Genomic DNA, 13,279 nt, shown 5'->3' with positions numbered 1-13,279 from the left:
AAAATTTGTCATTTCTTAAACAATAAGAAACTGACTAATATACAACCAACTAAACAGACTACTGCTTTTAAAGAGAGGCAATCATGGCACAAGCAATGCAAATGACAAATGTAGCTTTACCAACCTCTATGGATAAGAAAACCTACGCGGTTAACTTCAAAGGACTGATTGCTCACTTACTGGACATTCTATTTGTAGATAACACTGCGCCACGCAGTTACTACGCAGAAGACTTGTCAGCACATATTCAAAAAGACATCGGTATGTACCGTTAATATTGAAATAATGTAAGAAATACCGGCCTATGAGCCGGTATTTTTTTATTTGTAAAACATGCCTACTCAACCTACGCCCTAGAAAAGAAACACTCTAGAGGAGGTAGACATGAGAGTAGATTAAGTGTTGTATAGAAAAACGGGGCACCATTGGTGCCCCGTTTTGACATGACTGAAGTGCGATATTACTTCTTGCGGCAGTATTCTGCGATCACGTACATCGACTGACCACCATTTGCCTTACCCGAAACTAGCTTTGGATCATCGCCAAGGCTAATACCACGAATCACGGTACCTTGCTTGATTACTTGATTAGTGCCTTTTACTGGTAGGTCTTTAATTACTGTTACATCGTCACCTTTCTTAAGTTCAGTGCCGTTACAGTCAACCGTTTTATCGTCAGCAGACATCCCTTTCATTGCCCAGTTCATTTGCTCTTCTTCCATGTACATCATGTCAAGAGCATCTTGAGCCCAGCTTTCTGTGTTTAGGCGAGTGAGTTGGCGCCATGCCGTCACTTGTACAGCAGGAACCTGGCTCCACATGCTTTCGTTTAGACAACGCCAGTGGTTAATGTCTTTTGGCTCATCGATCTCACCCAGACACTTATCACAAACCATGATGGCAGTATCAACCGTCACATTACCGTGAGGTGGGACAGCGTATGCAGTTAGTTGAGATTCAGAAGAACACAGTTCACATTTTGACTCGCAGCGCGCAAGCAGAGTAGCTTCAATAGACATAAGGACTCACCTTAGTAATGTTATTTTGTGGCGGTATTATCCACTTTATCCTGAGAAATAAAAGGGTGTTAGCGAATTAAAGACTAGATTTTACAATACTCCAACCTGATTAAGGTGAAGATGTAAAATATTCGCTAAATAAATAATACGGAAGTATAAAAGACACTATTGATTGTTTTGGCTTATGAATTGGTTGTGTCAATTCCTACAACGATTACAAGCCTAAAAGAGGTAAATGTAAAGAGAGGGTGGCTAGAACATAGCCCTCTAATTTACAGAGGGCCTGTCGTTAACGTTCGACAATCTGGACAATATGCTCTTTTGAAATACTCATTTCTTTACCATCCATGTCTTCATATTCGTACATACCCGTTTCCTCGTTCAGGTCTGGTTTACCGTAAGAGGTAATAATTTTCCCTTCATTTGTCGACATCAGATATTGGCTACTTCCGCATGCAGAAAGAAGTAATACAGTGGCAATAACAGTCAATACGCGCATAGAGTTTTCCTTTTAAACAAGTGAGTTAGGCAAAGACATCGATTTAACTATAGCAGAGGAAATATGAGTGGGTTTGAATAGAATTGAAATGAAAAAGCCCAGTAGAAACTGGGCTTTGGTAGGAAGGGTGTTGCGATTACTTCAAAACAGAAGTGTTAGTGACACCTGTTAGTGCGTCATCCATTAAGAAGTCAGTGTTTTCCATCTGCATCTCTACATGATGATCAATATCAGACAAAGTGCCATTTGGCGAAGCAAAAGTACTGTGCGATGCAGTAGCATTAAACTGTACAAAGCTCGCAGTTGCATTCACAGTAGTGTCCGTACTGTTCACAGTCTTCAACCCTAGCTTATTAGCAAGCGGTTCAGTACCCGCGAATGGTGCATTTGGAACGCTGTTTGGTACTGTGCTATCGCCATCCACTTCTGTCATAAAGAATGGTGTCGTTAGCGAACCAGATGCCACTAAATCTGAAGCGTTTGTGAACGGATCGACAGTGTCTAGTGTAGTCTGTGCTGCATAGATAAATTGTGAGAAACCTGCTTCTAGCGCTGCTACTTGAGCTTCCGTTGCCGCAGCCTCAAATGCTTCGTAACATGTTTTATCTTCTAGATCCGCACATGATGCATCAGCGTAATTCGCATAGTCTTTTGATGCTGCATAAGCGAGGTTATGTTTGATCTGAGGGCCGTAATTGTCTGAACCCAGTAACAAATTACCAATTTGTCCACCAGAGTTCTGTACTGATGCAGAACTAAAGGTGTACAGCGCATCCGCAGTAGAGCTGCCCAGTGTATTGTTTGCTGCTGCGACGGCAGATGTAGCTACAATACCGCCAAGTGAATGACCTAGCATTTTGACTTTTGAACCCGTCATTGGGTTGAAGCCTTGCAGAGGACCTCCAGCTAAAAGACCGCCTTGAGCAGATACTACTAAGCTAGCGCGCAAACCTAACACATCCAGAACACTCTGACGTAGGTTGTCACGCGCAACGGCTAAGTTGGAAAGATTTAGATAAGCCAGTACATTCGCATTTGCGGAACGTTGTTCATCTAAGCTGCGCGTACCATGAATAGGTAAGTCAATAGCGATAACTGCCACACCTGCTTTTACCATATTGAACGCGAACGCGTACGCATTCTCTTTCGCAGAGGTGATGCCGTGTTGATAAATCACAACGTCTTTCGCGACGCCAGATTTAGGTGTGAAGACCAGTACTTCGACATCTTCAACCGATTTCACTACGGGAACAGGCGAGTAGCGAGTAATGATACGCTCACTATCAAGCTGGGTACCATCGGTAAGAGTAAGCTTAGCTCCAACAAGTTTTAGCTGCTCTGTAGGATCTGTAGCAAGCTTTGTCACATCAACAGGATCATTTGCAAAAACGCCTGTTGATAGCTGCTGAACCATGTTTGCTTGCTCGTTCGGATCCGCTAATGCTGCGCTTAGCTTCGCTAGGCTTGGCATCGCAGATACCATTGGTTGCATGTTCCAGCTTGCGCCTTTTTCCAAGTAATGAGGCAGTCTTACCACACCTTGTGTCACGCTTACATCGGCACCTGATTGCATGTAAAGGCCTTTAATTGCCGTTTTAGCTGCGTCTAGATCGCTAATGTATTTACTAAAGTCATCGTCAGAGTCTAGCGCAGTGCTAAAGTCTTGGGTTTCACCGAGCGTTATTGTGTAGGCCGTTGATAAGTCTACTGAACCTTCGTTTGAGTCATTTTTGTAAACGGTATTTAGTGTGTTTGCGCCAGTAGAAAAACCAGTAGCGGTTACTCCTTTGACTGCCGCTAACGTATCACCTACAGACTGGGTACTGAACCATGAGGAGTAAACGATGTCGTTAGGATTAACTTGAGCTAGACCAAAAATGCCTTCAACCGCCTGAGTGACTGCTTGAACAGAAGCAAGGTCGCCAGTTTCATAAACGATTTCTTTCGATTTACCAGTCGCATAACTTGCTGATGTACCAATTGGCTCACCATTCACGTCAGTAACATCTTGTGTAACCGCAAAAATGTACTCGCTTGACTCATCAAGTGCAGCCAAGAACTGGATGTATAGAGAGCTACCTTTTGCTTGAACTACGTAGTCCTGATTCTGAACGAGTACCTCTTCGATTGGGTTAGATTTACCGTCCCACTCGGTTAAGCGTTGGTTAATCTTGATGACTTTAACACCAGACGACAGCATGCCCGTTGCAAAACCGTCGCCGTTGAAGTTAAGAACGATTGGCATAGACGTTGACCATCCATCCATCGTGTTCATTGAGGCTCTAGGGTTGGTTAAAGCATCATCGCCATCAGTTGGCAGACCAAGCGTACCATCGCTTGTGTCCATTAATAAGTAAGACGGTGCCGGTACATCTGCGTTCGCTCCTTGAAGCGTAAAACTGATGGATGTTTCGCGATCAAGCAATGCTTGGACTTCATCTTCAAATTGAACTTTGTCGGAAGTACCAGAGCTGGAGGTATCATCACCACAACCAGCAAGAAGGATTGCAGAACAAAGCATTGATAATTTAAACGTGTGTTTCATTGGTTTACTCCGTAATCCCATTATTTGAAGGTGTAGTTCATCTGTACCGCGCTGATGTAAGCAGTACCTTCTGAGTCAAACTTAATCTCTTCACCCAGAGCATTTGTCTCAGTGAAAGAGCCTGATTTACTCTTAACAAGTGCAAAGCCTGCATCGAAAGTTAAATTCTCACTCATTGCGTAAGTTAGGCCCGCGCTGTACCAAAAACGGTCACTGTCAGGAATACTCAATGTCGCTTCACCTGCTTGTTCGTCGTACGCAAAGCCTGCACGGAATGTCCAGTCTGTATTAAGTTTGTAAGTTGCACCAATGGAGTAGCGATTGTTGTCTTCATATTTCTCAGGTTTAAAGAAACATACTCCGTCATTACATTCGTTACTGGTCGCTTTTAGTTCTTTAAATGTGCTCCAGTCGGTTTGTTGCCAGCCGTAATGTACAGCCCATTGTTCATTCAGTTGATGGAAAGCCGATAATTCGATAATTGAAGGGAGAGAGATTTTTAAACGGCCATCAACTTTTGGTGATGAAGCTCGACCAGAGTCGTAACTACTAAACTCACCGTCATCAAAATCTAGATCAACCTTAGAGCGGTAGCCAAAGCCAAAACGGTTGTTTTCATTTAGCTCAAATAAAGCGCCGACATTCCATCCCCAAGCGAAAGTTTCACCTTCCATGCCGACAAGGTTATCGGACTTATTACCACCTAAAATACCGGCGAGTGCGCCTTTGTGGCGAGTCAGCTCTGCTTCAGCGTATACTAGGTTGATACCACCACCGACACTGAAAGACTCGTTGATACGGTAAGCGACATTAGGGTTGATGTTTACTGAAAGTAGGGAAGTGTCACCCGCCATATCACCTGCGGAAATATCATTTGGATAGTCAGTGGCAACACCGTATGTTGTGAACATACCGATGCCCCAAGCCCAGTTATCATTGATAGGGCTGATGTAATAACCTGCTGGCACGATCTGTAAAGGGGCGACATCTTTCGCGTGTTCATTGTTTACAGTGTCGTACACATCGACTTCAGGGTCGATGATAGATAACGCGCCCGAAAATTGAGCTTCTTTGAAAAGTGTCATTGCTGCAGGGTTACGAGCAAGGACGCTGGCATTATCTGCGACAGCCCCTTCACCTGAAAATGCTCGACCAAGACCAGATGCCGAATGTTCAGCTACCTGGAAGCCCGCTGAGTGGGCATTACACGCAAACAATATTGAAATTGTAAGCAGAGAGCAGTGCTTCTTGTTCATCCTTGACCCTCCTAGGGTGTCATAATGCTGGACCGAAGTCCTTGTAATTGTTGTGTGGTACTTACACCAATTGTTAATACGCGAAATACAACGGTGATGTAAATGTAATGTTAATTGTATGTTTAATAACTTGTCAAAGTTTGAGCGTATTTTGCGTTTTAAATATGATGCATAGGTCAAACGATGGCTTGTAAGGGCATGTATTATCGTTATATTTTTGAAGAGAATGGTACGACCAGAATTGTTTTGCGAGCTTTATAGTTAAATAACGATCAAATCAAGAGATAGCTCGCTTTGCTGTTTCTTCACTTCACAGGCATAATTCGCGCTCGCTATGTAGTTATTCAATAGACGCAATAGGAGCCGCATTGGAATTACTGAATGTTGAATTTTTAGGTCGTTCGCTAAGGCTCGAAGGATCGATGGCTGGGTGGCAGCAGTTATATTGGGATAATACGTTGGTGTCTCAAATCGATGCCAGTGACAATACCGCAGAGACTTGTCTACACCAGTTTAGGCTCTCTGCGGGTGAGGAAATCCTGAACTGTCATTTAGAGTGTTCTTTAACATGGCAACCGTTTGAATTGAGTTACAAGGTCACAATTAACGGTGAGCTCGTCAACGAAGGTTGTCGAAATGAAAAAGACATCGAGCGCCAAGTGCCAGAAGTTACGCCACCATCCGAAAAGCGTTTAAGTATAATAGGTCTCGTATCTCTTGGGATGAAAGCACTTAAAAGTGCGAAAGTTATTAAAGTGGCGTTAGCGTCTGCAAGTCTCGCTGCATATTCTTGGCTATTTTCCATCGAGTTCGCGCTAGCGTTGATCGCTTGCTTGGTTTTCCATGAATATGGTCACATTAGAGCGATGAAGTATTTTGGAATGAAGACCAAAGGGATCTATTTGATTCCATTCCTAGGTGGTTTGGCGCTAAGTGACGAAAAGATAAACACGCGCTGGCAGGATGTGGTTATCTCAATCATGGGACCATTTTTCGGTTTAGTACTTAGTATTGTTTTTACTTTGCTTTATTGGATGACTGGTGAGGTGATCTTCGCTGGGCTTGCTGTGTTTAACGCCTTGCTAAACCTATTTAATCTGCTGCCTATTTTACCATTAGATGGTGGCCATGTGCTCAAAAGTATTACCTTCTCAATGAATACTTGGGTCGGGTTAGTTGGCAGTATTGCGACCGCTTTATTAGGCATTTTTATCAGTTACTATTTCGGTCTGACGTTGCTAGGGTTTTTATTGTTAATGGGAATGTTGGAAGTGGTGATGGAATGGAGAGCTCGACATCAAAGCCATTTATTGCCATTAACCCGTTATGGGCAACTATTTTCACTTGCTTGGTACTTGGTCTCTGTCGGAGGTTTTGTTTCTATCATCTGGTATTTTGCCACTCTCGGAGATAGTTTGTTAAGTTTGCCGCTACAGATATTGGGCACTTGATTAGAATCATTAAAAGCTCCCTAGGGAGCTTTTTTATTTGGCAAGCTTAAGTAGTAGACGATAGTAGCAATGAATTAGCCACATCTTGGTGCTTTCGCGTTATACGCAGGCAGCTTATTTATGGTTGCTTGTAAATCTTTAATGCGCGTACTGTGCGATGGGTGGGTTGAGAAGAATTCAGGTGGTTGAGAACCACCTGATGCAGCACTCATATTTTTCCATAAATCGACACTTTGACGTGGGTCGAAACCTGCTTTTGCCATGAATTCCAGCCCGACAATATCAGCCTCAGATTCCTGAGTACGACCGTATGGCAAAATAACACCGTATTGGACACCGACACCAAGTGCCGCCATCGTCATTTGTTGATACTGTTTGTACTCGGAAGCTCCAATGGCAACGTTTGCTAGAGACAACCCGGCATTTGCTAACTGACTTTGTGAAAGACGTTCATTACTGTGGTCAGCGAGGACGTGAGCGACTTCGTGACCAATAACTGTTGCCAACTGATCTTGGTTTTTCGCGACATCTAAAAGCCCGGTATACACGCCGATCTTCCCACCTGGTAGAGCAAACGCATTGACTTGTTCACTATCAAAAACAACGACTTCCCAGTCTTTAAATCCAGATTGAGCGGGAATGGTGTCAGTGATGTGTTTGGCAACGCATTGAACGTAGGCATTCGTTTTGCGATCTTTGCTGATTGGGATATCTTTCTTCATTTGTTCGAAAGATTTAGCGCCAAGCGATGACATTTCCTGATCTGAAAACATCAGGATCTGGTTGCGACCCGTCGGTGATGCGCTACACGCTGTTAAACCCGCGATAGTTAAAAGAGCAGAGGCTTTCATCCATACCTTCATAACAGGCTCCATTTAATTTTTTGTTTTGAAGCAATAGTATATACCCAAATAGTAACATGATGCATGGATCAAGTTATTCATCTGATTAATAAAGAGGGTGAGATGTTACGTCTTGAAGTTATGCCCAAGTAGCGTCTATGCTAGCTTCCTAGCACATCGTTACAACCTAACAAACCAGTTTGTGAAACTAAGAGTAAAACAATGAGTATATGGAAAAAGCCCGTAAGCATAGAGATTCTGAATGCCACGTCAAAAAATACCCTGATCGAGCACCTACAAATTAAATATACAGATTTCACTGACGACTCCCTTACAGCAACCATGCCCGTATGCAGCTTTACTCATCAACCTTTAGGAATGCTTCACGGTGGTGCATCAGTCGTGCTCGCAGAAACATTAGGCTCATTGGCTGCAAACTTCTCTGTCGATGAAGGCAGCTACTGCGTCGGTTTAGATATTAACGCGAACCATGTGCGAGCCATGCGAAGTGGTCATGTGATTGGTACGGCAAAACCGCTTCATCTGGGTATTTCAACGCAAGTGTGGCAAATCGATATCACTGATGAGCGAGGCCGTTTAGTGTGTACCAGTCGCTTGACCATCGCTGTGAAACAACACAAAACAAAGTCGGTATAAACTAAGATGGTGATTGAGTTTTCATTAGGAAAAATCATTGCAACCCAGCGTGAAATAGTGATTAAGCTCTCCGGTAGTGCAATGGTAACCTTGCAAGCGCAAACCGATGCAATTCAGTTGCTGGGTAGAGGAGCGAACGTTGTTTTATCTCATGGAGCAGAGTGCAAATGGTCTATCAAGCTGGACAACGAGGAACAACTGGCTGAACTTTCGCGAGAAATTGGTATCGATATTCAATAATCTATAGTGTGATGTTTGCACTTTTTGGTAAAAATGAGGAAACTTAGCTTATCGACAACAAGATAAGAATTTCCTCTTTATGAGTAGCCCTCGTTTACGTGTTCAGTTCGAAACACTGTTTGAAAAATTTTCCGGTCACGATACGGACGTTCAGCTCGAAGACATCACCGAAGCGTTGTTTTGTACACGTCGTAATGCTCGTATTGTTCTAAATAAACTTGAAGAAGAGGGCTGGATTGAGTGGCATCCGGCAGCGGGTCGAGGAAAACTTTCGAAACTCGTTTTTAAACGTAATCGAAGCGACGTCAGCGAAAACCTCGCCAGGCGTTATCTCGATGAAGGGAAAATCGGTCAGGCTCTAGATGCGCTTGATAACGATGCGGCACGATTGACGCAGGTTATCCAAGGTTATCTAGGGCTTCAACATCGACAGGGCGAGCAGGTCGTGCGTTTGCCTTATTATCGACCATTGTCGATGTTAAACCCGCAGAAACCGATGCGGCGTTCTGAACAGCACATCGCCAGACAAATTTTTAGCGGACTCACTCGCCTTGATGAAAATGAACAACTTCAACCAGATTTAGCCCACACGTGGGAAGCAATTTCTGATACACATTGGCGTTTTTATCTTCGTCGTGGAGTACGCTTTCATAACGGTGAACCGTTAACAACTAGTTGTGTTCTTGAAAGTGTGCTTGCGTTAAATAGCTTGAACTTGTTTTCTCACATAAAGCGGGTGTCTTCACCACAAGAGTGGACCGTTGATATTGAGCTCGTCCGTCCTGATCGCTACCTTCCTCTGGCTCTGAGTGAGTCGCAAGCAAAAATTTTGCTACCGAGTGCTTTGCGTTCTGAAAGCTTCGATAGACAACCGATAGGGACAGGGCCGTTCCAAGTTAAAATGAATGATGATAAGCGTCTTATTTTGACTGCTTTTGATGGCTACTTTGGTTTTCGCCCTTTACTTGACCAAGTGGAGGTGTGGGTAATCGATGAAGCCTATTCTTCAATGGTTTATCCAAGCCTGTCAAAGCCGAAGATGGATAGACAAGGTTCATCCGATGAAGTCGAGCTGGACCCTGGCTGTACATTCCTATTACTAAACAAAAACACTGGGATTGCAAAAGATCCACGTTGGGCAGAGTTCCTCTCGCAAACCCTCAACAGTCACCAGATTTACGCGCATGTCCCACAAGATAAAGTGATGGAACTGGGAGTATTGCAAGCCTTTGGCCTTAAGCCCGGTTGGATTGATCTTAGGCCAGCAGAAGCGGGCAGCGTACCACAGGCTAATAAGGTAATTTCCGTAGCGTATCAGAAAAAGCATCCGATGTTTCCAGTAGTTGCCAAGGCCATCAAGACACTCTTAAAACCGCACGGTATAGAGGTTGAGTTTATTCGTTATGATTCTCAACCGCCCGCGCCTGAGGAAGTGGATATCTGGGTGAAAGCTATGGGCATTGCAACGAACCGAAATGACGCGTTGGCGGGCTGGCTCCTGGATTACAGTGATATTGAGAAGTTCAGTTCAGGTTACGATTTTAGTGAATGGGCTAAACTTGTCGATCAATGGCGTGCCGGCATGCACACAGACTTTCCTGCGCGTGAGCTAGGACGACAATTAGTAAAAAGCTGTCAGGTGATTCCTATGTTTCACTGCTGGCTAGGCGTGAATAAAGACCACAGCGGTGCGTTACAAAATGCAAAGTGTAATGCCTTAGGTTGGTTTGATTTTAATAATGTATGGGTCAAACCGGATATAGAAAGTAACCATGGCGAAACCGAATAAAAAACAACCGACGAAAACCGTCGATATCTTTTGCTCTAAATGTAAAACTCAACTATTTAAGTACCGTAAAGGCGGGAAAGGCGCACTGGTTAAATGCTTCAAAGAGCGCATTGTTGACGATTTCACACAAACCCCATGTATTTGCCCCGCTTGCGGACAAGAGTTTGCAAGAGATACCCTAGTAAGAGGAACCCCCGCTTACAAAATGATTGGCGGCAAAGTGACGATGAAATAATAAAGGGCTAGAAAATGAGTATGAAACATGACTATTGCATGGTTTTAAGTACAACCAGTAATGAAAAAAATCGAGATCAGATCATTAAAGGTTTGCTAGATGCCCAATTAGCCGCGTGTATTCAAACAATGCCTATTGAAAGCCACTACGTTTGGAAAGGGGAGGTTTGTACTGACAACGAATGGTTGCTGGTGATCAAAACTCGTCGAGAGCTCTATGAATTGGTGGAAGAGAAAATAGAAAACCTGCACGAATACGAGGTCGCTCAAATCGTACAGGTTCCAATTGTTGATGGGTTTAACCCTTATTTAGAATGGTTGAGAGAATCGACGTTGAGCCGACATTAAGAATAACGACAACACTGCACCAACGGTATCGCACAACATATCTTTCTGGGCGTCCCATATGTCACCTTGCGAGCCCAGAAAGGCAATTCCCTCATCGCCACCAGCCAACTCCGCATACCACCATTCGATAATCTCATAGCCAGCAGCAAGTGACATGATAGCAAACAAAGCAAACCAGCAAGAGAACGCTTTGTTGAACCGTTTTTTGTTTATCAAGTATTCAGCGATCGGATATGCGTAAAGGCCAATTGAAAAGTGCGCAATGCGGTCAAAATTATTTCGCTCTGAACCAATCATGTCGTTAAACCAGTCAAACGGCACTTCGGAGAACGTATATTTCGCACCGATAGTGTGCAAACAGAGCCAGATGAACATTAAAAAGTAAGCCGTATTACTGAACTGATAGCGAATCGAAATCGCCCAAATAGCAACAAGAATACCAATCGCCGGGATAATCTCCGCAAACCAAACTGCACGTGAGTTAGGTTCCAACGCAGAAAATAAAAACACGATGGCATAAAAAATCGTTAATCCTAAGAGTGTCGAGGTGCTTTTCATAGAGTTATTTGATCCTTCAATTTATCTTACAGTGGGACTCCATAGATTGTGTTAATGATTGCACTTAATTGAACGGTGTGCAATTGATATTTTAATGGGTTTTTTGATCACTGAAAATGTTGATTTATTGGCAAACTGCTCAACATTAAAACGTTTGCGCGTGCACTTTTCATTAAAGTTTGATTTACAACATGCCCATCCATAGAATCCATGATTCAGTCTAATAAAAAAGAAGTAAAGCCATGAAACTGGAAACTGTCGATTATCTTGCTGACGATGCTGCTCAACAGTTCGTTACCTCTCTACGCGAAACGGGGTTCGGTGTGTTGAAAAACCACCCGATTCCACAAGAGCTTGTAGAGTCAATTTACAAAAACTGGCATGAGTTTTTCTGTTCAGAACAAAAGAATGATTTTCACTTTAACGTAGACACCCAAGATGGCTACTTCCCACCTTCTGTGTCTGAAGTGGCGAAAGGGCACAAAGTGAAAGACATCAAAGAGTACTTTCATGTTTACCCTTGGGGGCAGATCCCAGAGCAGCTTAAAGCTGAAATCTTAGAGTACTACGAGCGTGCCAATGCATTTGCTCAAGAGCTATTAGGCTGGGTTGAAGCGTACGCACCTAAGGACGTTCAAGAGAAGTTCTCTATCGCGTTGTCAGAAATGATCAATAACAGCGACAAAACATTACTACGCGTGCTTCACTACCCACCGATGACAGGCGAAGAAGAGCCCGGCGCTATTCGCGCTGCTGCGCATGAAGACATTAACCTGCTAACGGTTTTGCCTGCTGCCAATGAGCCTGGACTGCAAGTAAAGAGTAAAGAGGGTGATTGGATCGATGTACCATGTGACTTCGGAAACTTAATCATCAACATTGGTGATATGCTTCAAGAAGCGTCAGGTGGTTATTTCCCTTCAACGACTCACCGTGTAATCAACCCTACGGGTGGCCGTCAAGAAAAGTCACGTATCTCATTACCGTTGTTCCTGCATCCAAAGCCGGAAGTGGTGTTATCTGAGCGCTACACTGCACATAGCTACCTTATGGAACGTTTACGTGAGCTAGGGGTTATTTAACCTTTACGTGATCTCCTTACAAAGGCCGATGGTGAATGACTATCGGCCTTTTTGCATTTATGCTACAAAGTGGAAACTATGTTTTTTGTGCCGTGAATGGGGCCCTAAACTCGTGTCAGAGAGGATGAATGGAAGGACAACGTACTGTCAATAGTATTGAGCCTCATGCAATAGAAAATCCGCTGCTTTGGCCAATGCTAGAAATTCTGAGAAAACAGCCCTCTAATTGGAAAGTGCACACCTTGGCAAGCTCGTTGGGTGAACAAGGTTATATTTCAAAGCTGGACGACTCTCCCGATAAGGATTTATTCAAAAGAAATTTCCTGATCATGAATGCATTATATCAACTGCAAGACACTCTGTATCCGGATAGTTGGCTTCGAGTCGAAGCCATGGATATTCAGCTCATGTCTTCGATGGAAGCTTTGAGGCATAAGATCGATATTCATGATCCTTTGCGTGAGTATTACTTAGATTGGCGCAATTACGAAGCGGATGAAGATGAAGTGCGTCGACTGTTGAATGAATTTTGGACAACTTATCAAAAGTTCATCGGTGGTTCGTCAGTAGCCAGCGTAGATAAGACAAAGGCACTGTCACTATTTGAACTTAACACTGACGCTACGCCTGCGGAAATTAGAAAACAATGGCGAAAACTCGCGCTTCGTTGGCATCCTGATCGAGAAAATGGCGATGCAGAAAGATTTAGAGTTCTTTGTGAAGCGTGGAATGTACTGAGAAACGAATGATTCGCTAAGAA

At 43.6% G+C, this 13,279-nt stretch carries 15 protein-coding genes; 9 read left to right on the top strand and 6 right to left on the bottom strand.

Annotated elements, in window-relative coordinates; genetic code table 11:
* The first annotated feature begins 83 nt into the window (after positions 1-83).
* Positions 84-275: a hypothetical protein gene (locus R8N47_RS13340; protein WP_005376351.1), complete on the top strand. Its 192-nt coding sequence runs from the start codon at positions 84-86 to the stop codon at positions 273-275.
* Positions 276-460: 185 nt separating this feature from the next.
* On the opposite strand, the gene R8N47_RS13335 is transcribed toward R8N47_RS13340, so the two are convergent.
* The 4 genes from R8N47_RS13335 to R8N47_RS13320 all read right to left on the bottom strand — a co-directional run bounded on the left by R8N47_RS13335 (position 461) and on the right by R8N47_RS13320 (position 5,318).
* Positions 461-1,018, bottom strand: coding sequence for a PhnA domain-containing protein (locus R8N47_RS13335; RefSeq protein ID WP_005376350.1), 558 nt, complete (start codon positions 1,016-1,018; stop codon positions 461-463).
* A gap of 289 nt (positions 1,019-1,307) precedes the next feature.
* Entirely contained in the window at positions 1,308-1,517 is a 210-nt protein-coding gene (locus R8N47_RS13330) for a YgdI/YgdR family lipoprotein (protein WP_054575997.1), read from the bottom strand.
* A 136-nt stretch (positions 1,518-1,653) separates the two neighbouring features.
* A complete protein-coding gene (locus R8N47_RS13325; protein ID WP_064354769.1) occupies positions 1,654-4,062 on the bottom strand; it encodes a VolA/Pla-1 family phospholipase in 2,409 nt (802 codons plus the stop codon).
* Positions 4,063-4,082: 20 nt separating this feature from the next.
* Positions 4,083-5,318, bottom strand: coding sequence for a porin (locus tag R8N47_RS13320; RefSeq protein WP_064354770.1), 1,236 nt, complete (start codon positions 5,316-5,318; stop codon positions 4,083-4,085).
* Between the two features lie 422 nt (positions 5,319-5,740).
* Here R8N47_RS13320 and R8N47_RS13315 point away from each other — a divergent pair, with 422 nt between their 5' ends.
* A complete protein-coding gene (locus R8N47_RS13315; protein WP_047103591.1) occupies positions 5,741-6,769 on the top strand; it encodes a site-2 protease family protein in 1,029 nt (342 codons plus the stop codon).
* A 74-nt stretch (positions 6,770-6,843) separates the two neighbouring features.
* On the opposite strand, the gene R8N47_RS13310 is transcribed toward R8N47_RS13315, so the two are convergent.
* Positions 6,844-7,632: a M48 family metallopeptidase gene (locus R8N47_RS13310; RefSeq protein ID WP_017634168.1), complete on the bottom strand. Its 789-nt coding sequence runs from the start codon at positions 7,630-7,632 to the stop codon at positions 6,844-6,846.
* Positions 7,633-7,833: 201 nt separating this feature from the next.
* Here R8N47_RS13310 and R8N47_RS13305 point away from each other — a divergent pair, with 201 nt between their 5' ends.
* The 5 genes from R8N47_RS13305 (at position 7,834) to cutA (ending at position 10,879) form a co-directional block, all read left to right on the top strand.
* Positions 7,834-8,268, top strand: a complete 435-nt coding sequence (locus R8N47_RS13305; protein WP_005376340.1) for a hotdog fold thioesterase — start codon at positions 7,834-7,836, stop codon at positions 8,266-8,268.
* A gap of 6 nt (positions 8,269-8,274) precedes the next feature.
* Positions 8,275-8,508: a DUF3389 domain-containing protein gene (locus R8N47_RS13300; RefSeq protein WP_005376338.1), complete on the top strand. Its 234-nt coding sequence runs from the start codon at positions 8,275-8,277 to the stop codon at positions 8,506-8,508.
* Between the two features lie 79 nt (positions 8,509-8,587).
* Positions 8,588-10,297, top strand: a complete 1,710-nt coding sequence (locus R8N47_RS13295; protein ID WP_064354771.1) for an SgrR family transcriptional regulator — start codon at positions 8,588-8,590, stop codon at positions 10,295-10,297.
* Positions 10,281-10,532, top strand: a complete 252-nt coding sequence (locus tag R8N47_RS13290; protein WP_005376334.1) for a hypothetical protein — start codon at positions 10,281-10,283, stop codon at positions 10,530-10,532. Before R8N47_RS13295 ends, R8N47_RS13290 begins: the two co-directional genes overlap by 17 nt.
* Before the next feature lie 14 nt (positions 10,533-10,546).
* Positions 10,547-10,879, top strand: a complete 333-nt coding sequence (gene cutA, locus R8N47_RS13285) for a divalent-cation tolerance protein CutA (protein WP_017634166.1) — start codon at positions 10,547-10,549, stop codon at positions 10,877-10,879.
* Here cutA and R8N47_RS13280 read toward each other — a convergent pair.
* A complete protein-coding gene (locus tag R8N47_RS13280; RefSeq protein WP_017821932.1) occupies positions 10,841-11,437 on the bottom strand; it encodes a DUF2238 domain-containing protein in 597 nt (198 codons plus the stop codon). The genes cutA and R8N47_RS13280 overlap by 39 nt on opposite strands.
* Before the next feature lie 242 nt (positions 11,438-11,679).
* Between R8N47_RS13280 and R8N47_RS13275 the strand changes: the two genes are divergently transcribed.
* The gene (locus R8N47_RS13275) at positions 11,680-12,519 is read left to right on the top strand and encodes an isopenicillin N synthase family dioxygenase (RefSeq protein ID WP_005386285.1); all 840 of its coding nucleotides are present in this window, start codon (positions 11,680-11,682) and stop codon (positions 12,517-12,519) included.
* A gap of 128 nt (positions 12,520-12,647) precedes the next feature.
* Positions 12,648-13,268 (top strand): DNA-J related domain-containing protein, encoded by a 621-nt coding sequence (locus R8N47_RS13270; RefSeq protein WP_064354772.1) that lies wholly within the window; start codon positions 12,648-12,650, stop codon positions 13,266-13,268.
* Positions 13,269-13,279: the final 11 nt, after the last annotated feature.

It is taken from the genome of Vibrio sp. 2132-1 (assembly GCF_033344315.1).
Note: the sequence above shows the minus strand (reverse complement) of the source record. Positions and strands in the feature narration are given on the sequence as shown.